This window comes from Pseudomonas sp. MS646, from assembly GCF_036693845.1.
Lineage (GTDB): Bacteria > Pseudomonadota > Gammaproteobacteria > Pseudomonadales > Pseudomonadaceae > Aquipseudomonas > Aquipseudomonas chlororaphis_E.
In genome coordinates this window covers 1,268,274-1,291,951 of record NZ_CP144763.1, presented here as the reverse complement: position 1 = coordinate 1,291,951, position 23,678 = coordinate 1,268,274, and the positions used below count along the sequence as shown (strand labels likewise).

Sequence of the window (23,678 nt, the reverse complement as noted above, 5' to 3'; positions counted from 1 at the left end):
TATTTCGGCTTCCAGCGCCTGCGGCGCTGTCCTGCCTGTCCCACTACCTTAGATCGAAGTGGGACAGCTACAGGCTCCTAGAATCGGGGCCTGCCCCACTGTCCTACTTAATGTTCTCTTCTCTCACGTAAAGAGAAAAAGCTAAGAGCACGCGTGCGCGCCAAGGGCGCGTATACGTTCCCGCTACGCTCACACATGGGCGGGACGTGCGGGAAGGTTGGACAGTAGGACAGCTCAACAACAACGCGGCCCGCGCTTGTCCAACTGCATCAAACAACAGTGGGACAAGGCGAGCCGGTAGGACAGCGAAGGACGCAGGCAGGATCAAGCAGCGATCCCCATCAGCAGCCAATAGATGCACAGGTGTGCGTCATGCAGACGCTGGTAGTAGGTGTCGCGCCCGCAGCCGCAGTGGGCATACTTCAAGCGCATGTCCGAGTCCTGGTTGCAGTAGTGCTCTCGCACGATTTGCACATGCAGGGGGTCGAGATGCTTGGTCACGATCAGCTCGATATCTAGCGAACCCTCCAAGGGTGCCCGGAACGCACGCCGGCCTCGAATCAACTGCCCATTGCTCTCCATCATCATGGCGACCATGTTTCCACCGGCGAGCCCGCCGGCACTCAGGCCGCAATGCAGATCCTCTGCCCATTTGCGCAGCCGCGCATCGATCTCCTTAATCATCGAAACAAGGCTCCTCGACCGGTTGCTGTTCCAGGTTCGATCCCCCGCCCCAATTCTCCGGCTTCTTGTAGGCCCAAGGCCTGATGCCGCTTTTGCGCAGAGCTGGTTGCCGGACCTTACGCCAACCCAACCGGTGCATGATCGCTCCGACCCGCATCTGTTCCGGCTTGCCCCAGTGACCGAAGTCCAGCTTCAAAGCTCCCAGCAGAATGTCGGTGCCAGTCGCGGTCTCGCCAATCTGAGACTCTTCAAGCCAAGCCAGGATCGGCCCTTCCCACTCATCCACCACAAAGCGCTCTTCCTGGGCTTCGGCGAACAATGGCGCCTCCTCCCGGTTGACCCACCAGATATCGCCAGACTGATAGCAAAACATCGCCTCGGCCCACAGCTGGTCGCGGATCTCGCGCAGTTGCTCCAGATCGACCTTGGTACAAGCGACCGGCCAATAACGCCGGTTGCCAGTAGCGTCTTTCAGATACTCGTCCTGGTTCGTCGTACCCACGAAAACACACTGGCGTGGCACGTCCATCGTTCTGCGGCCATAGCTTTCGCGGTAGGTGTCGGTCGAGGCCGAGAAGAACTGCTTTGCCTTGGTGGACTCGGCCTTGTTGAAGCTGTCCAGTTCCCCCAACTCAACAATCCACTTGCCGCGAATGGCCTGGAACCCATCCTTGTCGCCCAGGGCGAAGGGGGTATCCATAAACCAGTCACCACCCAACACCGACATGGCCGTGGATTTACCAGCGCCCTGCGCGCCTTCGAGGATCATCACCGAGTCAGCCTTGCAGCCCGGTTGCATCACCCGGCCGACCGCAGAGACCATCCAGCGCTTACCGACCTTCGAGCTGTAGTCCGAAGGGGCAACACCCATGATGTCCGTCAACCAGGTATCGAGCCGTGGCACTCGGTCCCATTCCAGGCCATTGAGGTAATTGCGTACTGGATGAAACGAGTTGTCATGAGCAACAACACTTACCGCCTCGATCACGCTGCTGGCCTTGACCCGCAAGTTGTACTGCTGGGCGAGCCACTTCATCACCAGCATGTCATCGATGTCAGCCCAATCACCAACACCACCGCCATACGGGGCAGCACGCAGCTTGACGATCTTGGAGCTGAAAGCGCTGAAGCCGATCACACCGGCCCAGCGTTCGTCGTTGCTCAGGATCAGCTCTACGTTTTGCATGTGGGCAATCAACATGCCGTTTTCTGTACGGGCCAATCGGTCTTTCCAGCCACCCGCTGCAGGAGGCTTGACCACCGCCAGCACCTGCCGACGCACCGCCTCCAAACCTTCGGCACAATGCAGGTCGTTGAAGTCGGTCCACTTATCCTCTCGCTCAACCGAAAAGATCGGGCCGACTACCTGACCACCCACAACCGTAGCCGCGTTGTTAGCCTTCTCTTCACCTGGGTTCCAGGGCTCGCCATTCGGGCGCTTGGTCTTCCAGTCATCGTCACGACAGATGATGATCGGACGCCCAGGAAAACGCTCACGCATGATCTTGGCGACAGCCAGCAAATTCCCCGCATCAAAGGCAATGGCGACCGTCAACGAGGTCGCCATGTGCAGGCTTGCACCGGTGGCGTAACCCTCACACACCAGCACTGGCTCGCCCGGCTCAGGGTGCGGACCAATGAGGTGGAAGGCTCCTTCCTTCGCCATCCCATAGGGCCAGTAGGACTTGTCGCGGCCAGTGTCCTCTTGCTTCTCGGGGAATATCACTTGTAACCCGACGATCTGGTCCCGAGCGTTTTGCATGGGCACCAAAACCGCGCCGGAGCGCGGGGCATAACGAACGCCGAGGCCCACGATCTGCTTTCGATCCAAATAGGCGCTACGGCCTTTCTCGGGCATTTGCTTGAATAAGCCTGAAGCACGGTTAGCCGCTCGACGGGCAGCGTTGGCGGCCTTCTCGGCGGCCTTGCGCTTGGCTTCCTCCTGACGAGCGCGCATGACTTCACGCTCTTCAGAAGTCATCCGACCGGGCTTTACCTTGATCTTTTGCGTTTCCCCTGTACGCCAATCACCGAACGCACCGAAGATCAGGGTTTCGCCTTTCTCGGTGCGGTGTTCATGCAGAACGTACCAGCCGTTTTTCTCCTTGCCCTTATCCAGGGCGGTCTTGCATCGAGTCAGCTTGCCGTAAAGCAGCGGCTGCGCGGGCTCCAGACCAAAGTCCGCAAATTGATTCAACACGTCATCGAGCATGACGTGCCTCCCGCATCTCATCGATGGACTGACAGGTCACACATTGTGTGCAGCCCTGCTGGGCCAAGCGCCGCGCCTCGGGGATCGGATCGTCACAGCTTTCACAGAACAACAACGAATGCCCAGGCAACGCCGGTTTGAATGCACTGCGAGCAGCGAGCGCCTGATCGATGCGCTCCTGCACCAAGTCATTGGCGAAATCAGCAATGTCAGCCACGGCCGTCACCCCGCGTTGTGTGGTTGACGTACGTGGCGCGGTTGAACAATCCCAGCAGCCCCTGGATACCTCGAAACACCTGCAGGCGGATCGCGGCCAGCTCGGGGTCGCTGACCACTCCATCGCCAATGCTCTTGGCCCAGGTATCGGCCAGATCGGCCACCTGCCGGAAATACTCGGCGAGGCCGATGGTCAAGGTTTCCGGCATGTCAGTGGTGTAGACCTCAGACAGCTCATGCCAGATCGTATCGCCGACCAACGCATGTACCGCATCCAGAATGCGCCTGTCCTTCGTAAGCTCGAGGATCTCGCCAAACTCTTGAATGTTTACCGAGTGGCTGGGATGCGTGGGGGACAGTTTGTGCTGCAGCGTGGTGGGGTTTCGGCCGGTGGTGGCGGCGATTGCAGCGGCGCCGCCTGGGTAGTCCCGTGCGGCATGGTAAAGCGCCAGATCGAGCGGCAGGACTTCCCGCTGTGCTCGTTCAACGCAACTCAGAGCGATTCGGCTCATGGCATTAATCCTTAAAAGTTGCCAGTGCCGCGCGACATGCAGTGGTGATACATTTGCCGCGTGGCTTGAAAGGGCCCAAACGCCGGCTAGATCTTAGGGATCGATACCGGCACCGTGCCGGGGCGAACAATCCGTTGTTCACCCCTGGCGCAACAGCTGCCCAATCTGTGGTGGAAAAGGCAGCAACACCAAGGCTTCCGAGCCTTGGGAAAGCGTGATAAAGAGAGGTGGTTTGCATGTGGTGTGCCCGCCTATCTTTATCGCGACCCGACAGCGCTGTGGTGGTGCGTGCCGGGAGGAACTGGGCGACCTTTGGGTCGCCTTTTTTCTAAGCTGCGCGAGCCAGGACAGGCTCCGGAGGAAATACATCATCGAGCGTGCAGGTAGCCCCGAGTCGATTCAGTGCAGCCGTTATGGCGCGACAATCACTCAACCCAGGCATCCGATTACCTGACTCGTAGTTACTCAATCGAGCCTGCGTCCAACCCAGCACCTGCCCCAGATCTCTTTGCTTTATTTGTGCCTCTTTCCTGAGGCGAGCGATGTTATTCATGGAATTGACTCCTCTAGTCAGCGCAGAGAATAAACACATTACGTGATCCATTCAACACGATAAGTGAGAAAAATATATTTCATTACGTGATAAAAAATCCCCATGGATACTTTAGGCTCACGCATCAAGCGACTTAGGAAACAGAAACGCATCAGCCAGAAGGCCTTAGCGGAGGTCTGCGGCTGGTCGTCTCAATCTCGAATAGGTAACTATGAGAGCGATCTCAGGGAGCCAAACCTGATGGACCTTGCCCTTTTAGCCCCTGCATTGGGGGTGACGGTGGCAGAACTCATTAGCGGCACGAACTCAACACAGTTGGCTGTAGCAGGACGTGAAGATGCGTCGATAGCGGTATCGAACTCTTCAGATGGGGCGGCAAGGCTGATAGGCCCCGCCAAGACAGGAGTGGTGCCAGTGGTAGGCACAGCGAAACTAGGGATGGACGGCTATTTTGAAGCCTTGGACTTCCCGGTAGGCCACGGTGATGGCTACCTGCATATTTTCAGCGATGACCCAAATGCTTATGGCTTGAGGGTCATCGGCGACAGCATGCATCCGCGAATCAAAAACGGAGAATACGTCCTGATAGAACCGAATAAGGCCTATGTTACCGGTGATGAAGTCATGGTTCAGACTTATGACGGCCGCTCGATGATCAAGGAGTTCATCTATCTACGAGAAGGCGTGTATCGGTTCGATAGCGTCAATCAGGACCATAGTCCATTGCACCTGGACCAGCACGAAGTGATGAAGGTCCATCTGGTCGGCGGCATCCTTAAATCATCACGGTTCACGCATGAGCCTCAAAAATAATCACGCTTCGTGTTGACTTAATCAACACAACGCGTGATATTTGCCTCACTCTTCCACCACAGAGCGAGGCAAAACCATGCACACCACAGCATCCCTGCACGTCCATCCGGCCGTTGCCGACCTATCCCGCATCTTCGAAGTAAGGCGCCTGGCCCGCATTTACGGCTGCACCTTCATCCCTTCAAAACCTAAGCAACGCGCCCGTACCGAACCGACTTCCTTCGATCCAAACGACGGAGGCCGGGTGGCATGAGCAAATTCCTGATCGACAATCGCACACTGACATTGCTCAGCGCCCAGGTGAACCTGAGCGGAACTTTCAATCACTCCCTTCGGCGACTGTATCGACGCGATGTGTTGGCGTTTCGGCTGAAAGTTGAACGCAACAAGACCGACAGCACCTTCACCGTTGAGCTGGGCTCAGAGCGCCACACGCTGACCGTGCCCAACACCAAAAAGACTCACCTGAAGCTCGCCGACTTCATTGAGGAGGTCGTCAACGGCCCTTCTGACCTGAAAGGCGAACCCCAGATGAAACGACATGCTGAACGCGAGTACGGCGCTTTTAGTAGCCAGCAGCGGGAACAGGTTTACAGACTGGTTTCCACAGGTGGGTTTATCGACCTGGACCTGGGCTTTGAATTGCCGATCCGGCTCGCCGTGCACCGGACACGTACACGCTCGGGCATCACCGTTGTCATGAGCATCGGCGTCAAAAGCCCGCGGACCAAGTGCTTCACCGTGTACGGCACCGACGCAGAGATGTACAAGCAGGTTTGCGAATCCATCAGCCACCTGGCAGCGCTGGCGACACCCGCCGCGCACGCCGCTTAGGAGGGCCGACATGGAGCGCAATCTCGAAAAGACCGCCAAGCACTTCGGCCTGACCCGCCCCGCCCTGATCAAGCTCATGCGTGAGAAGGGTCTGCTCACCGACCGCAACCTGCCGGCGTTCCCCGTCCGCGACCGTGAATACCTTCGGGTCAAGGACAGCAACTGGTACCACGACACGCTGGGCATGCAGTACAGCCAATCGACACGCGTCCGGCAGGCCGGCATCCCCTGGCTAGCAGAACAACTGGGCCTCGACCTTCCTGCCATCCCGGCAGACAACCGTGACGTGGCCTAGGGAATACGCCCGCCAGATCATCGCCCTACGCACCCGAGAGGAGCGCAACGCCGCGCTCCTTGAGGTGCCGGAGCATCTGCGCGAGCTAACCAAACGTCATTGCCTAAATGCCTGGAATCACCCGGCCCGAAACAAACGCATGGAGAGCCCAAAGCCTCATGACTAGCCAGCCTCAAAACCCGCTGCGCCTGATGCCAGCACCGGAGACGGCCACCGTCGAGCTGCTGTATCGCACCTTCGGCGACGTGCTTATCCCCCTCGAAAAGCTGCGCGTGCAGTACTTTCGCAACCTCAACGAGCAGTCGTTTGCAGCCGAAATCACCAGCGGCCGCATTCAACTGCCCGTGACCACGCTGGACAGCAGCCGTAAGGCACCGAAGTACGCGCACATCCGCCACGTCGCGGCGCTGATCGACATCCAGGCCTACAAGGCCGACGAAGTCCACGCGAAGGCCCAGGCCGACGCCACCGAAGAAGCCTAACCGTAACGGCTGCCACCACCAGCCACCCACACCACCAGGAGCACACCACATGACTGCAATTCAAATCTGCGCATTGATCGGCCTGATAGTTGGCGCGGCCCTCATCTACTGGACCGGCTACCGAGGCGGGCTCATTGACGGCCGCGTCGAAGGTATCGAAGAGGGCACGAACGACGAACGAGCAGGCAATGCCAAGACCATCCGCGAACTGGAGGCATCCATCCACTTCATCCGCGCCGATCACCAGCACCTCGCAGCCCATGCGAAGCGGCTGAGAAAAAGCCAAGCCTTCGGCCCTCAAGAGCGCCAAACACTTATGCAGATCGCCGAAAAACTGAGGCTAGCCTCTGACACCTTCCGCGCCATGAGTTCGAAGGCACAGGCACTGCAGGCGCTCGACCTGCGCGAGAAAGCACTGGTCATGGCCGCTCTGCTGGATCAGGTCAAAGTGGAGGACGCAGCATGAGCCGTCATAGCCCGATGCTACGCCTCTCACCTCAAGATGCCGGCGTGCTGCACCAGCAACACGCCAAAGCCACCGCCGAACTGCGCGAAGTGACTCAATTCCGTAAAGAGTTCGACCGGCAACTTTCGCTGCTGGTCGGCTACGACGCCCTGCGCAAGTTGCACAAGGACACCCAGAACGCCCTGCTGCTCGCCGACCTGATCAAGGAGGCAGCATGAACTGGATCCTCACGCATACCGGCAAACGCCTTGACCTGTTCGAGCCGGACGTCGACATGATCGACCCACGAGACATTGCGCACTCGCTCGCTCATTTGTGCCGCTTCAACGGCCACACCCGCGAGTTCTACAGTGTGGCCCAGCATAGTTGCTTGGTAGCGGATCTGGTGCCGGCCGAGCATAAGCTCGCTGCCCTACTCCATGACGCCACCGAGGCCTACATCGGCGACATGGTGCGGCCGCTCAAACAGTGGATGCACGCCTACCAGGACGTCGAGACTTGGATCTGGGAACGCATTTGCACCCGCTTCAGCATCGATCAAGACCTGCCGGCATCCGTCACCCAAGCCGACCTGATCGCCCTTGCTACCGAACGCCGCGACCTGATGCCACCTGACCCGGCCACCTGGGATTGTCTTGACGGCATCGAACCCGCGCCCGAACGCATCCGGCCGTGGTCACCCACCGAAGCCCGGCTCACCTACCACCAGCGCCTGATGGACCAACTCGCTATCGAACATCAGAGGAAAGCGGCATGAAGCATGTACCGAACAACATCCAATCCCAGGCCGCTTTGCTCCGCAAAGTCAGCAGGGCCGACGCGCCTGTAAAAAACAGTCTCTGCTGCGCGGCAGCAGACATTATTGCTCTTCCCAGCAGCACCGCTGAGACGCTTATACCCCACGAAATGCTGCGCGGGGCAGCACATCCTGAAGCAACGCTAATCGCTCTGGACCGCCCGCTCGCGCAGCCTGCCGAAGGGGATAACGAAGTCTCAGAGTCAAGTATCTGTACATTCAAGGAGCCCGTGTTTCTCACAAAAATCTTCAAGAAACCCATAAGCCCTGCTAAGTACGTGAGCAACTGGAAAAGTTTGCTCACCATTGGAAATCATGACCACCGCCGCTGGGGCGCTCAAAGCATCCCCCGCTCGCATAACCCCGCAGGTTGCAGAAAAGGTAGTGAACCAAGTGGCAGCCGGTTTAACTGCTTCTTCGCTATGCCGTTCAACAGCATAGTGCTTGAAAGAGTTCGCAATTTCTCGGCACACGGTGAGGCTCGGGCACTCGTGCCTCAGGAACAACTGAAAGTTCGTCTTAGTTGGCTCGCCACCTTTCTGTCCCTCACACCAGATTTCACGCTGGGCTATGGATCCAGCGTGCCAAACCCATTCGCAGATGTGAAACGCCGTGAGGGCTCCATTGATTGCGAAGTAGCTGGATGTCGAGAGTTTATCGACCGCTTCAGAGATATGACTGCGCTGCAGCTGGTCGATCTCCCAGTCCAGCTTCGCCAGCATGTCGCTGATATTTCTCACATGAAACGTATGCACAAGACCATCCCCCTCATCCCTCACTTTGGGCATTTCGCTCCAACTCAACGACACCAAGCTCGAACTACGACTTGGCAATCGTCACGTCCATCAATGCTGCACGACAACGGTTATCAAGGGAGACAAATATGAGCCTCCCACGCTGGGTAATGATCAGTCGCGCCTCAGAACTCACAGGGTACAGCGAAGACGCCATCCGCCATAAAGTGAAGAACGGTACCTGGGCTCAAGGCCGTGTGTGGCGTAAAACACCGGACGGCCGCATTGCAATCAACATAACGGAGTATGACAAGTGGGCCGAGAGCGCACCTCAGCAAGCGGCCTAGAAAGCGAGCTGGCAAAGCATAAGGGAATTGAGATACACGGCGGTAATATACGCATCGTGTTTATGTGGCGACGTATACGTTGCCGCGAATCCCTCGGCCTTCCTCTCACCAAAGCCAACATCAAACATGCCGCCCTATTAAGAGCGGCGATTATCCATGAGATCAAAACCGGTCATTTTGATTATGGCCGGCACTTCCCGAACTCGAAGCATGCGACAAACTACAGCAACGTCAAAGACGAAAAGCTTGGCGCGCTGCTTGAACGATACAAGCCACTTAAGGCCGTCGACATCACGCCGATGACCGAGGAGAAATACGGTTACGCGTTGGACATCTGCACCGCCTTGGTCGGCATTGATCGTCTCGCCGGCGTTTTGTTGCCCGAAGATATCCAGCTGCTGCGAACACTGCTGATCGCGGATCGGGCTCCCTCCACCGCGAACCACTATCTTGCGACGTTCGCCGGGTTCCTGAGCTGGTGCGAAAACAACGGATATTGCCGCAAAGGATTGTCAGAAGCCTGCAATCGTTTTGCCATGCAAGGCCGTGAGCCGGATCCGCTCACCCGTGATGAATTCCAACTACTGATCACCAAAGGGTGCCTCCACCGTCAGGACTCAGCAGCTATTACATTGGCGGTGTATACGGGCCTTCGACCAGGTGAATTATGCGCCCTGGCCGTCGAGGACATTGACTTGGGAGGAGGGCAAATCAACATCACCCGCGCTATTACCGCCGACGGCACGTTCAAGGTTCCCAAAACAGGGAAACCTCGCACGGTACTATTAATGCCGCCAGCAGTAGAAGCTTGCCGGATCCTGATGTCGCTGGTTGCAGCCCACCCCCAGCGAACAGTCGAGGTTTTCCACAATAGGCACGAAAGCCGAAAGGATAAGGTAACCCCTCTACTCTCCCCGACTACCCAAGCGCGCAAGAAAATCATTAACTACTGGTATGTTCCCACAGCCTGGAACACTAAATGGGCGGCTATCCAGAAGCGCTCAGGCATTCGCCCACGTCGGCCTTACCAGACTCGCCACACGTACGCCTGCTGGTGCCTGACTGCTCGTGGCAACCTTGCATTCATCGCAAAGCAGATGGGTCACAAAGACTTCACAATGCTGGTGGAAGTCTATGCAAAATGGATGGAAGACGAATCTCCAACGGAGCTAAATAACATCTGGAAAGCTTTAGAAAAACAACAATCCAAGGAAACCATTGACTGAGAGCTTTTTTAAGCTCTCAGAGTGCATAGTCGTTAAGATCATTATCCAAAATTTGCGAAATTTTTCTTAAACAGTATCTCCGTTTCATACGCAAAGCCTTGCGGCGAGTGAGCAAATTCGATAGATGATCTCTTTGTATTTGCACTACTGAGGGAGAGGACACACGCACTGCCTCGGCCACTTTTTCACGCATGTTCGAAATCACTGCCTCAAGATGCTCTAGAGTTTCGCTAATGGAAGTTTCCATACGTTGATAGTAGCCAACACCAAATTTATTAGGCGATGAGCTTCCAACATCATCCACCTCAGACACACCCTCCAACAGTAACTCTTCCTGCTCTAATTCTCGACCACTTACTTCTTTTTCATTCACGAAAGCATCGCGAACCTCATCAACGGCCGCAGTAGGCGTATCTTGCTGAAGGTAATCATTAGCAAAATTCAAAAAATTATGAGTTGTGTAAATATAAAACTCCTTCCCAGTTACCGAAGTAAACTCCTCCATCAATTCTGGCAATGGCCCTATTGTTTTACCACCACAAACTGACCACCAGTCCTCCTTCCTTTCCCCCGTGACCAAAATAACGGAGGACGACGAGTCTTTTGCCTTATCTAAAATTTGCTTCCAGAAAATCAAATCACCGTAGCGCTTATTAATTTCTTTGACTATCGGAGATCCCCTGTGCTTATCTCGATCCTCAAATCCAGGCGGGATATGTTGAGCATATCTTCGCTCACCTTCGACCACCAAAGCACTCAAGGCTTCAGAGCTATAGGCCGGGCCAACTTTCCCTTCCAACAAGTCGGCAAGTCGAAGTTTAACCTCATCCTCAGTTATTCTCGAAGAGTTTAGATCGCGCCTATGTTTTAAATCATTAATAACTCGTTCCGCAGACTGGCAAAAATCATCATAAATATCCTTCGAAACGAATGGAGCCCGGTGAGGTATTTCTATCTCCGACTTTAGTTCTTCGAGCTTTAATATTGCCGACTCATACAACTTAGACTGATCATGAACTATCTTCGCACGATTATCTAGATACTCGAACATCACTTGATACGGAATCCACAGACGATCACCTAAAGAACCAATCACTTTATACAGTGCATCTCTTGTTTCATCGGAGTACTTATACAAGCCAGTCAAGACATTCGTATCAAAAACAAATATACAATCGACCCACAACTTGGACAGCCTATTGGGATCATTAGCAAAATGACTAGAAAATAAACTCTTCATGTATCGCTCCATCAATAACATTCGGAATACAAAATCAATAATCGCAGTATGCCATCAGTAAAGCCATCGTACCCCAAGGCTGGGGTAAACAGCCAACTGCCAGCCATGCTACCCTCCCCCAATAAATTTGCTCAGCTATCGACGGGAGCTTGAGCGCTCCGCAAAAGCCCCATTTTTGCCCCAGCCATACTACAGACAGTACCTAACCTACTGATGAACAAAGCAATTTCTGATTTATCCTCCCACACGCCAATGATGCAGCAATACTGGCGCCTGAAGAATCAGCACCCCGATCAGCTGATGTTCTACCGCATGGGCGACTTCTACGAGATCTTTTACGAGGATGCGAAGAAGGCCGCCAAGCTGTTGGACATCACCCTGACGGCGCGTGGGCAATCGGCGGGCATGGCGATTCCGATGTGTGGGATTCCTTACCACGCGGCGGAAGGCTACTTGGCGAAGCTGGTCAAGCTTGGCGAGTCGGTGGTGATTTGCGAGCAGGTCGGCGACCCGGCCACCAGCAAAGGGCCGGTGGAGCGCCAGGTGGTGCGCATCATCACGCCCGGGACGGTCAGCGACGAGGCGTTGCTGGATGAGCGTCGCGACAACCTGATCGCGGCGGTGCTGGGAGACGAGCGCCTGTTCGGCCTGGCGGTGCTGGACATCACCAGCGGCAATTTCTCGGTGCTGGAGATCAAGGGCTGGGAAAACCTGCTGGCCGAGCTGGAGCGCGTCAACCCGGTGGAGTTGCTGATCCCGGATGACTGGCCCAAGGACCTGCCGGCGGAAAAACGCCGTGGCGTGCGGCGTCGGGCGCCGTGGGATTTCGAGCGCGACTCGGCGTTGAAAAGCCTCTGCCAGCAGTTTTCCACCCAGGACCTCAAGGGCTTCGGGTGCGAGAACCTGACCCTGGCCATCGGCGCCGCCGGCTGCCTGCTGGCCTACGCCAAGGAAACCCAGCGCACCGCCCTGCCCCATTTGCGCAGCCTGCGTCACGAGCGCCTGGATGACACGGTGGTGCTGGATGGCGCCAGCCGCCGCAACCTGGAACTGGACACCAACCTGGCCGGCGGCCGTGACAACACCCTGCAATCGGTGGTCGACCGTTGCCAGACCGCCATGGGCAGCCGGTTGCTGACCCGCTGGCTGAACCGTCCGCTGCGCGACCTGACTGTCCTGTTGGCGCGCCAATCGTCCATTACCTGCCTGCTGGACCGTTATCGCTTCGAGCAACTGCAACCGCAGCTCAAGGAAATCGGTGACATCGAGCGGATCCTCGCGCGGATCGGCCTGCGCAACGCCCGGCCACGGGACCTGGCTCGCCTGCGGGATGCCCTCGGCGCGCTCCCCGAACTCCAGCAGGCGATGACCGACCTCGACGCGCCGCACCTGCAACAACTGGCGCGCACCACCAGCACGTACCCGGAACTGGCCGCGCTGCTGGAAAAAGCCATTATCGACAACCCGCCGGCGGTGATTCGTGACGGCGGCGTGCTGAAAACCGGCTACGACGCCGAACTCGACGAATTGCAGTCATTGAGCGAGAACGCGGGTCAGTTCCTGATCGACCTCGAAGCCCGGGAAAAGGCCCGCACCGGCCTGGCCAACCTGAAGGTGGGCTACAACCGCATCCACGGTTACTTCATCGAGTTGCCGAGCAAGCAGGCCGAGCAGGCCCCGGCCGACTACATCCGCCGCCAGACGCTCAAGGGCGCCGAGCGCTTCATCACCCCGGAACTCAAGGCGTTCGAAGACAAGGCGCTGTCGGCCAAGAGCCGTGCCCTGGCCCGGGAAAAGATGCTCTACGACGCGCTGCTCGAAGACTTGATCAGCCAACTGCCGCCGCTGCAGGACACCGCCGCCGCGCTGGCGGAATTGGACGTGCTGAGCAACCTGGCCGAGCGCGCGCTGAACCTGGACCTCAACTGCCCACGGTTCGTCAGCGAGCCGTGCATGCGTATCAGCCAGGGTCGCCACCCAGTGGTGGAGCAAGTGTTGACGACGCCGTTCGTGGCCAACGACCTTAGCCTGGACGACAACACCCGCATGCTGGTGATTACCGGGCCGAACATGGGCGGTAAGTCCACCTACATGCGGCAAACAGCGTTGATCGTGTTGCTGGCTCACATCGGCAGCTTCGTCCCGGCGGCGAGCTGCGAGCTGTCCCTGGTGGACCGGATCTTCACCCGGATCGGTTCCAGCGACGACTTGGCCGGCGGGCGTTCGACCTTCATGGTGGAAATGAGCGAAACCGCGAACATCCTGCACAACGCCACCGAGCGCAGCCTGGTGCTGATGGACGAAGTCGGACGCGGCACCAGTACGTTCGATGGCCTGTCCCTGGCCTGGGCCGCAGCCGAGCGCCTGGCTCACCTGCGAGCCTACACGCTGTTCGCCACCCACTACTTCGAACTCACCGTGCTTCCAGAAAGCCAGCCGCTGGTCGCCAACGTCCACCTCAACGCCACCGAGCACAACGAGCGCATCGTGTTCCTGCACCACGTGCTGCCCGGCCCGGCCAGCCAGAGCTATGGCCTGGCGGTCGCGCAACTGGCCGGAGTGCCAACCGAGGTGATCACCCGGGCCCGCGAGCACCTGAGCCGCCTGGAAACCACCAGCCTGCCTCACGAAGCGCCACGTCCTGCCAAGGGCAAACCGGCCGCGCCACAGCAAAGCGACCTGTTCGCCAGCCTGCCCCATCCGGTCCTCGACGAACTGGCCAAACTCGACCTGGACGACCTGACCCCACGGCGGGCACTGGATTTACTCTACACATTGAAGACACGGATCTAACGCACGGGCGCTCAAGCTGTTAGAATCTCGCGCGGTTTGGGATGCTGCGAACTATTAGCCTGGTTCGCAGACTATCGCTCCCGAACCCGGCGCCCCTAACCGTGAAGGGGCGCAGCACGCCGCGCCTGAGGAGAAAATTAGAAATGACCTTCGTCGTCACCGACAACTGCATCAAGTGCAAATACACCGATTGCGTAGAAGTCTGTCCGGTGGACTGCTTCTACGAAGGCCCGAATTTCCTGGTGATTCACCCGGACGAGTGCATCGACTGCGCCCTGTGTGAACCGGAATGCCCGGCGAACGCCATTTTCTCGGAAGACGAAGTGCCGGCTGGCCAGGAGAACTTCATCGAGCTGAACGCCGAGCTGGCGGACATCTGGCCGAACATCACCGAGAAGAAAGACGCACTGCCAGACGCTGAAGAGTGGGATGGCAAGCCAGGCAAGATCGCCGACCTCGAACGCTGATCGCCCTGCTGTATTGAAAAGGCCCTTGCGGGCCTTTTTGCTTTTCTCCAGGCAAAAAAAAGGGGCGGTTTGACCCGCCCACATTTTTTCCCTAATCCCTTTAATCCTTTTCATCGTCCTGATGAATCGCGTCCTGCGATGTCCTTCCATTCCCATCGTCCTTGACGGGTGTGTCTGTCCGTCGACACAGGACTGATATTAGTTTTTTCCCGAACAAGTGCAATTCGCCCAATGCCGGTCCAAAGGGTTGTCACGGGCTGTTCATAAATGAAAAATTCCATTTAAATCAATGGAATAAAAAATTCCAACAACAAAAATGGTTTTGCGTCGATACGGTGGTGAACCGAACGCTTACGCAAGAGTAGGCAAAGGCTTACAAACTGAACCGGAAATGGGGCAAGGACGGACCTGCACGGGGCAAGCTCCCTCGCGACGGATAACTCGCCAGCCTTGAGAGGGGAACAGATCTCGGCTCTACAAACTGAAAAAGGGCGCCGTTTGGCGCCCTTTTTCATTCGTTGCGATGCACGGGGTGGAGCAGGTGCTACTGGAACAGCGACTCGCTCGACAGGCCGTTCTTTTCCAGGATCTCCCGCAAGCGCTTGAGGCCCTCCACCTGGATCTGCCTGACCCGTTCACGGGTCAACCCAATCTCCAGGCCGACATCTTCAAGGGTGCTGCTTTCGTGGCCACGCAAGCCGAAGCGGCGAATCACCACTTCGCGTTGCTTGTCCGTCAGTTCGGACAGCCACTGGTCGATGCTTTGCGACAGGTCGTCGTCCTGAAGCAGCTCGCACGGGTCGGTGGGGCGATCATCGGTGAGGGTGTCGAGCAGGGTTTTATCCGAGTCCGGCCCCAACGAGACGTCCACCGAGGAAACCCGCTCGTTGAGCCCCAGCATACGCTTGACCTCACCCACCGGTTTTTCCAGCAGGTTGGCGATTTCTTCGGGTGAGGGTTCATGGTCGAGCTTTTGCGTCAGCTCGCGGGCGGCCCGCAGGTAGACGTTCAGCTCCTTGACCACATGAATCGGCAACCGGATGGTCCGGGTCTGATTCATGATTGCCCGTTCGATGGTCTGGCGGATCCACCAGGTCGCGTAGGTCGAGAACCGGAAGCCCCGCTCGGGGTCGAACTTCTCGACAGCGCGAATCAGGCCCAGGTTGCCCTCCTCGATCAGGTCCAGCAGGGAAAGCCCACGATTGACATAGCGTCGGGCGATCTTCACCACCAGGCGCAGGTTGCTTTCAATCATGCGTTTTCGACCGGCCGGGTCGCCACTTTGCGACAGACGCGCAAAATGAACTTCTTCCTCGGGGGAGAGCAGTGGCGAGAAACCGATTTCGTTGAGGTACAGCTGAGTGGCGTCCAGCGCCCGGGTGTAATCAATGTACTTATGTTGTTTAAGCGAAGCGGAGTGTTTGGATTTGGCACGAACGGAAGGTGGAGTCGCCCCTTCATCATTCGACATCGAATCCATAGCGATGCCGGTCTCCATCAGGAGCACCTCATCGTCGATGTCAAACTCCGGCACTTCTTTACTGAGAGCCATTGTTATAGTCCTTTGGTGAGTTCGACCTCAAGCTCAAGCGACGCCTTTATCCTTGGCAACGCTGGAGCCTGTTCCCTCTACGTGACGGAACAGGCTGACAAGCACATCAACGACGTGGCAGGAATTGCAGCGGATCGACTGGCTTACCTTGGCGGCGAATCTCAAAATGCAGTTTCACCCGGTCTGTTCCCGTCGATCCCATCTCGGCAATTGTCTGCCCGACCTTGACCTGCTGCCCCTCCCGAACCAACAGCCTGCGGTTGTGACCGTAGGCACTGACGTAGGTATCGCTGTGCTTGATGATGACGAGTTCGCCGTAGCCCCTCAAACCACTCCCGGCGTACACAACCGTGCCATCAGACGCAGCTAAAACAGGCTGTCCCAAATCCCCGGCGATATCAATTCCTTTATTCAAACTACCGTTTGAAGAGAATTTTCCAATAAGAACGCCATTAGAAGGCCACCCCCAGCCTGTCGGGGCGGGGCCTGCGGGAGGCATTGGCGCGGGTGCAGGTTTACTCGCGACGGACGGTACCGTGGCCGTTTCGTTGCCCGCCGGACGGCGAATCACCGTGGTTTTGCTCGAGGACGACGGCGTCGATCCCGACTGTGTCACGACGGCGGTTGGCGTTGAACCGCTGCGTCCATCGAAGCGAATCGTCTGACCGGGGTGAATCGTATAAGGCGCAGGAATGTTGTTGCGTGCCGCGAGGGCCTTGTAGTCCCAGCCATAGCGAAAAGCGATGGAAAACAGCGTATCGCCGCGACGGACTACATACTGGCCGGTGGTGACGGTAGGACGCTGGGGCGTTGCATTGTTGCGATCGACCACCCGCACGTTGCCTGACGGCGTACTGGAACAACCGACCAGCAAAACACTCAAGACAAGGCCAGTCACCAGGCGCTGAAAGCTCGTGATACCCATACGCTGCGCAATGACTGTGAGACTCACCCGCCGCTCCCTTTGTGGTGGCTGAAAAATCGACGCCTGCCCGACCAGGCAAACGTCATACAAATATAGCTGGCCGCGACCACGCTTCTATTAATGAAGCGCGATGCGTCTCCGCACACGTTTGCTCGACGCCGTTGAAAGCCGTTCAATCCATCGCTGCCGCTGTAAGACACAACCGCAGCCGAGGAATTCAGCGTCTGTTTATAAATGCTCAGGCCAATGGCCCGTTGAGTAACGGCACGAATCGCACCGCGCCCAGCACGTGGCGTGAGAAGCCATGTTCTTCGCGCACGATCAGCATCAGTTGCTGGACCTCCCCCGCTCCCACTGGAATCACCAGCCGCCCGCCAGGGGCGAGTTGGTCCAGCAAAGCCTGGGGAACGTCAGTGGCCACGGCGGTCACGATGATGCCGTTGTACGGCGCCAGGGCCGGCCAGCCTTCCCAGCCATCGCCCCAACGAAACACCACGTTGCGCAGATTCAGCTCGACCAGGCGTTCCTTGGCACGGTCTTGCAGCACCTTGATCCGCTCGACGGAGAACACCCGCTCCACCAACTGCGACAACACCGCGGTCTGGTAACCCGAACCGGTGCCGATCTCCAGTACCTTGTCCAGCGGCCCGGCCTCCAGCAGCAACTCGCTCATGCGGGCCACCATATAAGGCTGGGAAATGGTCTGGTTATGGCCGATCGGCAACGCCGTGTCTTCATAGGCGCGATGGGCCAGGGCCTCGTCGACGAACAAATGCCGTGGAGTACGCCGGATCACCTCCAGCACCTGGGCATTGGACAAGCCTTCTTCGTACAGCCGCTGGATCAGTCGCTCCCGGGTGCGCTGGGACGTCATGCCGATGCCGCGACGCAACATATCGTCTTGCTCACGCATCAATGCAGCCCCTCCAGCCAGCCATCGAGGCTTCGAAAGGCCTCGTTGAAGGTCCGGTCGAGCTGCAGCGGCGTGATCGAGACATAACCTTGCATCACTGCATGGAAGTCAGTGCCCGGCCCGCCATCCTCGGCGTCACCGGCGGCGGCGATCCAGTAGCCGGCCTTGCCGCGCGGGTCGACCACGTGCATGGGGCTGGCGGCGCGGGCTCGATGGCCCAGGCGCGTGAGCTGGATGCCACGGATGTGGTCGAGCGGCAGGTTCGGAATGTTCACGTTCAGCACCGTGCGCGGCGGCAGGTCCAGCGCGCCATGGGCCTCGACCAGCTTGCGGGCGAAATAGGCGGCGGTCGGCAGGTTGTCGACTTGCCGTGAAACGAACGAAAAGGCAAACGACGTGTTGCCCAGGAAACGACCTTCCAGGGCGGCGGCGACCGTGCCGGAATACAGCACGTCATCCCCCAGGTTGGCGCCCAGGTTGATGCCCGACACTACCATGTCCGGCTCGCGTTCCAGCAAGCCGTTGAGGCCCAGGTGCACGCAATCGGTCGGCGTGCCGTTGAGGCTGATGAAACCGTTATCCAGGTAGCAGGGATGCAACGGACGGTCGAGCGTCAGCGAGCTGCTGGCGCCGCTTTTGTCCTGGTCCGGGGCGATCACCACGCACTCGGCAAAATCCGCCAGCGCAGCATAAAGCGCGGCAAGACCGGGTGCTGTCACCCCGTCGTCGTTAGAAATCAGAATACGCATGGGCTGTCCGTCTGCCCTACCGGCACCAGATCGACGAGTTCGCGCACCAAGACAGTGGCGAAGCATCCGGCCGGCAGGACGAATTCCAGTTGCAGAATGTCAGGCGAGGGATAATGCCACGACAGCCCGCCAATGGGCAGTCGCAGGATGCGACGTTCGTGACTCATTCGTGCGTTTATCAACCAATCGCGCAGATCCGCCTCGCGCTCGGCAACGGCCTGTTCCAGCGCATGGGTCGCCCCCGCGGCCGGCGAAGGGCCTTCGCCCCACTGCGGGCCGGTGGGGTGCAGGTCGAGGATGGCCAGGCGCGGGTCGCTGCACTCGGCCTCACCGGCCGGGAAAAAGCTGCGACTGTCGGTGAACGCCAGCAAATCGCCGACCTGAGCGTGCTGCCAGGTGCCGTCGGCCACCCGGGCTGCCAGCACTTGGTTGAACAGGTAACTGCGCGCCGCGGACAACAGCCGCGAACGTACATTGCGCTGCTCCGGCAAGGCCTTGCGCGCGGCCCAGGCTCGGGCATCGACGACATTGCCGCCGTCATGGCCAAACCGCTGGGCACCAAAATAGTTGGGGATACCCTGCTGGGCAATCTGTTGCAGGCGCGCATCGATGGCCGCCCGATCGCCCTGCAATTGGGTCAGGCGCAGGGTGAAGCCATTGGCCGAATGCGCGCCGCGTTGCAGCTTGCGCTTGTGGCGTCCCGTCTTGAGGACTTTCAACGTGTCGTTCTCGGCCGCCGACAGGTCCGGATCGGCCTTGCCCGGCAACTGCACGCTGAACCACTGGCGGGTCAGGGCCTGGCGGTCCTTGAGCCCGGCGTAGCTGACGGTGCGCAACGGCACGCCGGCAGCCTTGGCGATTCGCCGGGCGGCCTCTTCAGTGTTCAAGCCGCGTTTTTCCACCCAGATCCATAGGTGCTCGCCGTCGCCGGTCAACGGAATGTCGAGCACCTCATCAACCTGGAAATCCTCCGCCGTGGCCTTGAGCACCGCACTGCCCAGCGACTCGCCATAGGCCCGTGGCCCCAACAGTTCCAATTCGGTCATGAGCGCAGCAACAAGGCGACGCTATGGACCGCAATGCCTTCTTCGCGCCCGACGAAACCGAGTTTTTCGGTGGTGGTGGCTTTCACGTTCACTTGGTCCAGCTCAACTTGGAGGTCCTCGGCAATCAACTGGCGCATCGACTCGATATGCGGCGCCATTTTCGGCGCCTGGGCGACGATGGTGTTATCGACATTGCCGACTTTCCAGCCCTTGGCGTGGATCAGCGCGACCACGTGACGCAGCAGCACGCGGCTGTCGGCGCCCTTGAACTGGGGATCGGTGTCGGGGAAATGCCTGCCGATGTCACCCAGGGCTGCCGCACCGAGCAATGCATCGCTCAGGGCGTGCAGCAGGACATCACCGTCGGAATGCGCGAGCAGCCCGAAGCCGTGCGCAATACGCACGCCGCCCAGGGTAATGAAGTCGCCTTCAGCGAAACGGTGAACATCGTAGCCGTGGCCAATACGCATAAAAAAACGCCCTGATTTCTGTCAGGGCGTGATTCTACCTGCATTAGGCGTTCAGAGCGCGCGCATGATGCTGCAAGTGGTCGTCAATGAAACTGGCGATGAAAAAGTAGCTGTGGTCGTAGCCCGGTTGCAGCCGCAGCGTCAGCGGGTGAGCGGCGGCCTTGGCAGCCTGTTGCAGGGCTTCGGGCTTGAGCTGGTTGGCGAGGAAATCATCGCGATCGCCCTGATCCACCAGCAGTGGCAGCTTCTCATCCGCCTCGGCGATCAACGCGCAGGCGTCCCATTCACGCCATTTCGAGCGGTCTTCCCCCAGGTAACGGGAGAAGGCCTTCTGACCCCAGGGGCAATCCATCGGGTTGTTGATCGGGGAAAAGGCCGACACCGAACGGTAACGCCCGGGGTTGCGCAGCGCGCAGACCAGCGCACCATGACCGCCCATGGAGTGCCCGCTGATGCCACGTTGATCCGACGCCGGGAAATGCGCCTCGATGAGTGCCGGCAATTCCTGCACCACGTAGTCATGCATCCGATAGTGCCGCGCCCAAGGATCCTGCGTGGCATTCAGATAAAACCCCGCGCCCAGGCCAAAATCCCAGGCGCCGTCCGGGTCACCCGGCACATCGGCGCCACGGGGACTGGTGTCCGGGGCCACGATGATCAGCCCCAGTTCGGCGGCCATGCGCTGGGCGCCGGCCTTTTGCATGAAGTTCTCGTCGGTGCAGGTCAGCCCGGACAGCCAGTACAGCACCGGCAGCTTCGCGCCTTGCTCGGCCTGGGGTGGCAGGTACACGGCAAACACCATGTCACAGCCGAGCACGTCGGATCGGTGCCGGTAACGCTTGTGCCAGCCGCCGAAGCTTTTCTGGCAGGAGAGATTTTCGAGGTTCATAGCTTCACCTCAGCTACAAACAGCAAGCTTCAAGCTGCAAGAAAAACGCACGCGCTTGACTTGCAGCTTGCCGCTTGGTGCTTGCCGCTGCTCTTAAAAATGAATGACGGTGCGGATGCTCTTGCCTTCATGCATCAGGTCGAACGCCTTGTTGATATCTTCCAGGCCCATCGTGTGGGTAATGAAGGTATCCAGCGGGATTTCACCCTTCTCGGCCATTTCCACGTAGCTTGGCAGTTCGCTGCGACCGCGCACGCCGCCAAAGGCCGAACCGCGCCAGACGCGCCCCGTCACCAGTTGGAACGGACGGGTGGCGATTTCCTGCCCGGCCCCGGCCACGCCGATGATCACCGACTCGCCCCAACCCTTGTGGCAGCATTCCAGTGCGGCACGCATCAACTGGACATTGCCGATGCACTCGAAGGAAAAGTCCACGCCGCCGTCGGTCATGTCGACGATGACTTCCTGGATCGGACGGTCGAAATCCTTCGGGTTGACGCAATCGGTGGCGCCCAGTTGCCTGGCGATCTCGAACTTGGCCGGGTTGATGTCGATGGCGATGATCCGCGCCGCCTTGGCTTTCACCGCACCGATCACCGCGGACAGGCCGATGCCACCCAGGCCGAAGATCGCCACGGTATCGCCCGGTTTGACCTTGGCGGTGTTGAGTACCGCGCCGATGCCGGTGGTCACGCCGCAGCCCAGCAGGCAGACTTTTTCCAGCGGGGCGTCCTTGGCGATCTTGGCCACGGAGATTTCCGGCAGCACGGTGTACTCGGAAAACGTCGAGGTGCCCATGTAGTGGAAAATGGTCTCGCCTTTGTAGGAGAAACGCGAAGTGCCGTCCGGCATCAGGCCTTTACCCTGAGTCGCGCGAATCGCCTGGCAGAGGTTGGTCTTGCCCGACTTGCAGAATTTGCACTGGCCGCATTCCGGCGTGTACAGCGGGATCACGTGATCGCCCACCGCCACCGAGGTCACGCCCTCGCCAACGGCTTCGACGATGGCGCCGCCTTCGTGGCCGAGGATCGCCGGGAAGATTCCTTCCGGGTCGGCACCCGACAGGGTGTAGGCGTCGGTGTGGCAGACACCGGAAGCCACGACGCGCAACAGCACTTCGCCCGTCTTGGGCATGGCAACGTCGACTTCAACGATTTCCAGGGGTTTCTTGGCCTCGAAGGCAACGGCAGCGCGTGACTTGATCATTCGGGTTCTCCAGCAAATAAAAACAAGACGGGGAGTGTAATCCGCCACCGGACGATGAATAATCCAGCCAAAAGCAAAACATTATTGCCGTACAGGGATAATCCTTCATGTCCGAGAACCGCTGGGAAGGGATCGACGAGTTCGTCGCCGTGGCCGAGTGCAGCCAGTTCACGGCGGCGGCCGAACGCCTGGGGGTGTCGTCCTCCCACATCAGCAGGCAAATCGTACGGCTTGAAGAGCGTCTTCAGACGCGACTGCTCTACCGCAGTACCCGCCGGGTCACCCTCACCGAGGCTGGACAAACCTTCCTGCACCATTGCCAGCGTCTTCAGGATGGGCGTGAAGAAGCACTTCGGGCGGTGGGCGATCTCACCAGCGAACCCAAGGGCATGCTGCGCATGACCTGCGCCGTGGCCTACGGCGAGCGCTTTATCGTGCCGCTGGTGACCCGTTTCATGAGCCTTTACCCGCAACTGCGGGTGGACATCGAGTTGAGCAACCGGCCCCTCGATCTGGTTCACGAGGGCCTGGACCTGGCGATTCGCCTGGGTCGCCTGCAGGACTCTCGCCTGGTGGCCACTCGTCTCGCACCGCGCCGGATGTACTTGTGCGCGTCGCCGTCCTACGTGGAACGCTATGGCCGCCCCCATAGCCTGTCGGAATTGAGCCGGCACAACTGCCTGGTGGGCAGCTCCGACATCTGGCAACTGGAACAGAACGGGCGGGAATTTTCCCAGCGGGTGCAGGGCAACTGGCGCTGCAACAGTGGGCAAGCGGTACTGGACGCAGCCTTGCAAGGCATGGGCTTGTGCCAACTGCCGGACTATTACGTGCTGGAGCACTTGCACAGCGGTGCGCTGATCTCGCTGCTGCAAGCCCATCAACCGCCCAACACCGCCGTCTGGGCGCTGTACCCGCAACAGCGGCACCTGTCGCCGAAAGTGCGCAAGCTGGTGGATTTCCTTAAGGAAGGGTTGGCCGAGCGGCCGGAGTATCGGGGTTAGTTGGATATCGGGGTGCCGCTTTCGCGAGCAAGCCCGCTCCCCCATTGATCCGGGCCAACCGAAAAACCAGCGCCCACACCACTCCCCCCTGTGTGAGCGAGCTTGCTCGCGAACAGCCCCAATGAGCGAATTTTCGCTCACCGCCCACCGCAAATAAGCGGATTTCCGCTCATCCAACGCAGCAACCCCCTCTAGAACGGCCCTGAGCTACGTGGCACAGCTCCTGCTATAGCCCTGGCAGGCTGCGTTCACAC

At 58.8% G+C, this 23,678-nt stretch carries 26 protein-coding genes; 12 read left to right on the top strand and 14 right to left on the bottom strand.

What is annotated here, in order from left to right; translation table 11 throughout:
- Positions 1-324: 324 nt before the first annotated feature.
- The 5 genes from V3H56_RS05555 to V3H56_RS05535 all read right to left on the bottom strand — a co-directional run bounded on the left by V3H56_RS05555 (position 325) and on the right by V3H56_RS05535 (position 4,177).
- Positions 325-684 (bottom strand): hypothetical protein, encoded by a 360-nt coding sequence (locus tag V3H56_RS05555; protein ID WP_338474299.1) that lies wholly within the window; start codon positions 682-684, stop codon positions 325-327.
- Positions 677-2,896 carry a VapE domain-containing protein gene (locus V3H56_RS05550; RefSeq protein ID WP_338474298.1) on the bottom strand — a complete coding sequence of 740 codons (2,220 nt, stop codon included), beginning with the start codon at positions 2,894-2,896 and terminating at the stop codon, positions 677-679. Before V3H56_RS05550 ends, V3H56_RS05555 begins: the two co-directional genes overlap by 8 nt.
- Positions 2,886-3,113 (bottom strand): TraR/DksA family transcriptional regulator, encoded by a 228-nt coding sequence (locus tag V3H56_RS05545; RefSeq protein ID WP_072394137.1) that lies wholly within the window; start codon positions 3,111-3,113, stop codon positions 2,886-2,888. The genes V3H56_RS05550 and V3H56_RS05545 overlap by 11 nt, the downstream gene beginning before the upstream one ends.
- On the bottom strand, positions 3,106-3,624 hold the full coding sequence (locus tag V3H56_RS05540; RefSeq protein WP_338474297.1) for a phage regulatory CII family protein: 519 nt from the start codon (positions 3,622-3,624) through the stop codon (positions 3,106-3,108). Before V3H56_RS05540 ends, V3H56_RS05545 begins: the two co-directional genes overlap by 8 nt.
- Positions 3,625-3,952: 328 nt before the next feature.
- The gene (locus V3H56_RS05535; RefSeq protein WP_135846614.1) at positions 3,953-4,177 is read right to left on the bottom strand and encodes a helix-turn-helix transcriptional regulator; all 225 of its coding nucleotides are present in this window, start codon (positions 4,175-4,177) and stop codon (positions 3,953-3,955) included.
- Positions 4,178-4,279: 102 nt separating this feature from the next.
- On the opposite strand from V3H56_RS05535, the gene V3H56_RS05530 reads away from it, so the two are divergent.
- From V3H56_RS05530 to V3H56_RS05490, 9 genes are all read left to right on the top strand, one after another.
- Complete coding sequence (locus V3H56_RS05530) at positions 4,280-4,990, top strand: S24 family peptidase (protein ID WP_338474296.1); 711 nt, start codon at positions 4,280-4,282, stop codon at positions 4,988-4,990.
- Positions 4,991-5,239: 249 nt separating this feature from the next.
- Complete coding sequence (locus tag V3H56_RS05525; RefSeq protein ID WP_338474295.1) at positions 5,240-5,824, top strand: hypothetical protein; 585 nt, start codon at positions 5,240-5,242, stop codon at positions 5,822-5,824.
- A 10-nt stretch (positions 5,825-5,834) separates the two neighbouring features.
- The gene (locus V3H56_RS05520) at positions 5,835-6,119 is read left to right on the top strand and encodes a phage antirepressor KilAC domain-containing protein (protein WP_072348346.1); all 285 of its coding nucleotides are present in this window, start codon (positions 5,835-5,837) and stop codon (positions 6,117-6,119) included.
- A gap of 158 nt (positions 6,120-6,277) precedes the next feature.
- The gene (locus V3H56_RS05515) at positions 6,278-6,601 is read left to right on the top strand and encodes a pyocin activator PrtN family protein (RefSeq protein ID WP_310365498.1); all 324 of its coding nucleotides are present in this window, start codon (positions 6,278-6,280) and stop codon (positions 6,599-6,601) included.
- A 49-nt stretch (positions 6,602-6,650) separates the two neighbouring features.
- The gene (locus V3H56_RS05510) at positions 6,651-7,067 is read left to right on the top strand and encodes a hypothetical protein (RefSeq protein ID WP_338474294.1); all 417 of its coding nucleotides are present in this window, start codon (positions 6,651-6,653) and stop codon (positions 7,065-7,067) included.
- A complete protein-coding gene (locus tag V3H56_RS05505) occupies positions 7,064-7,285 on the top strand; it encodes a hypothetical protein (RefSeq protein ID WP_338474293.1) in 222 nt (73 codons plus the stop codon). Before V3H56_RS05510 ends, V3H56_RS05505 begins: the two co-directional genes overlap by 4 nt.
- Positions 7,282-7,824, top strand: coding sequence for a phosphohydrolase (locus V3H56_RS05500; protein WP_338474292.1), 543 nt, complete (start codon positions 7,282-7,284; stop codon positions 7,822-7,824). The genes V3H56_RS05505 and V3H56_RS05500 overlap by 4 nt, the downstream gene beginning before the upstream one ends.
- Positions 7,821-8,750, top strand: coding sequence for a hypothetical protein (locus V3H56_RS05495; RefSeq protein WP_338474291.1), 930 nt, complete (start codon positions 7,821-7,823; stop codon positions 8,748-8,750). Before V3H56_RS05500 ends, V3H56_RS05495 begins: the two co-directional genes overlap by 4 nt.
- 160 nt (positions 8,751-8,910) lie before the next feature.
- Positions 8,911-10,170: a site-specific integrase gene (locus V3H56_RS05490; protein ID WP_338474290.1), complete on the top strand. Its 1,260-nt coding sequence runs from the start codon at positions 8,911-8,913 to the stop codon at positions 10,168-10,170.
- 16 nt (positions 10,171-10,186) lie between these two features.
- Here the strand turns inward: V3H56_RS05490 and V3H56_RS05485 are convergent, their stop codons facing one another.
- Positions 10,187-11,410: a PIN-like domain-containing protein gene (locus tag V3H56_RS05485; RefSeq protein WP_338474289.1), complete on the bottom strand. Its 1,224-nt coding sequence runs from the start codon at positions 11,408-11,410 to the stop codon at positions 10,187-10,189.
- Positions 11,411-11,635: 225 nt separating this feature from the next.
- On the opposite strand from V3H56_RS05485, the gene mutS reads away from it, so the two are divergent.
- Together mutS and fdxA are read left to right on the top strand one after the other, a co-directional pair.
- The gene (gene mutS / locus V3H56_RS05480) at positions 11,636-14,203 is read left to right on the top strand and encodes a DNA mismatch repair protein MutS (RefSeq protein ID WP_338474772.1); all 2,568 of its coding nucleotides are present in this window, start codon (positions 11,636-11,638) and stop codon (positions 14,201-14,203) included.
- Positions 14,204-14,346: 143 nt separating this feature from the next.
- The gene (fdxA, locus tag V3H56_RS05475; RefSeq protein ID WP_042729839.1) at positions 14,347-14,670 is read left to right on the top strand and encodes a ferredoxin FdxA; all 324 of its coding nucleotides are present in this window, start codon (positions 14,347-14,349) and stop codon (positions 14,668-14,670) included.
- Positions 14,671-15,214: 544 nt separating this feature from the next.
- Here fdxA and rpoS read toward each other — a convergent pair.
- From rpoS to V3H56_RS05435, 8 genes are all read right to left on the bottom strand, one after another.
- Positions 15,215-16,222 carry an RNA polymerase sigma factor RpoS gene (rpoS, locus tag V3H56_RS05470; protein ID WP_003198289.1) on the bottom strand — a complete coding sequence of 336 codons (1,008 nt, stop codon included), beginning with the start codon at positions 16,220-16,222 and terminating at the stop codon, positions 15,215-15,217.
- Positions 16,223-16,328: 106 nt separating this feature from the next.
- Positions 16,329-17,174, bottom strand: coding sequence for a peptidoglycan DD-metalloendopeptidase family protein (locus tag V3H56_RS05465; protein ID WP_042729838.1), 846 nt, complete (start codon positions 17,172-17,174; stop codon positions 16,329-16,331).
- A gap of 211 nt (positions 17,175-17,385) precedes the next feature.
- On the bottom strand, positions 17,386-18,021 hold the full coding sequence (locus tag V3H56_RS05460) for a protein-L-isoaspartate(D-aspartate) O-methyltransferase (RefSeq protein ID WP_161796107.1): 636 nt from the start codon (positions 18,019-18,021) through the stop codon (positions 17,386-17,388).
- Between the two features lie 38 nt (positions 18,022-18,059).
- Positions 18,060-18,809 (bottom strand): 5'/3'-nucleotidase SurE, encoded by a 750-nt coding sequence (surE, locus tag V3H56_RS05455; protein WP_042729837.1) that lies wholly within the window; start codon positions 18,807-18,809, stop codon positions 18,060-18,062.
- Entirely contained in the window at positions 18,797-19,855 is a 1,059-nt protein-coding gene (truD, locus tag V3H56_RS05450; RefSeq protein WP_338474288.1) for a tRNA pseudouridine(13) synthase TruD, read from the bottom strand. The genes surE and truD overlap by 13 nt, the downstream gene beginning before the upstream one ends.
- Positions 19,852-20,325 carry a 2-C-methyl-D-erythritol 2,4-cyclodiphosphate synthase gene (ispF, locus tag V3H56_RS05445; RefSeq protein WP_042729835.1) on the bottom strand — a complete coding sequence of 158 codons (474 nt, stop codon included), beginning with the start codon at positions 20,323-20,325 and terminating at the stop codon, positions 19,852-19,854. Before ispF ends, truD begins: the two co-directional genes overlap by 4 nt.
- A gap of 43 nt (positions 20,326-20,368) precedes the next feature.
- Positions 20,369-21,214, bottom strand: coding sequence for an S-formylglutathione hydrolase (gene fghA, locus V3H56_RS05440; RefSeq protein WP_338474287.1), 846 nt, complete (start codon positions 21,212-21,214; stop codon positions 20,369-20,371).
- Between the two features lie 93 nt (positions 21,215-21,307).
- Positions 21,308-22,420, bottom strand: a complete 1,113-nt coding sequence (locus tag V3H56_RS05435) for an S-(hydroxymethyl)glutathione dehydrogenase/class III alcohol dehydrogenase (protein WP_047737042.1) — start codon at positions 22,418-22,420, stop codon at positions 21,308-21,310.
- Positions 22,421-22,527: 107 nt separating this feature from the next.
- Here V3H56_RS05435 and V3H56_RS05430 point away from each other — a divergent pair, with 107 nt between their 5' ends.
- A complete protein-coding gene (locus V3H56_RS05430; RefSeq protein ID WP_042729832.1) occupies positions 22,528-23,424 on the top strand; it encodes a LysR substrate-binding domain-containing protein in 897 nt (298 codons plus the stop codon).
- Positions 23,425-23,678 lie beyond the last annotated feature (254 nt).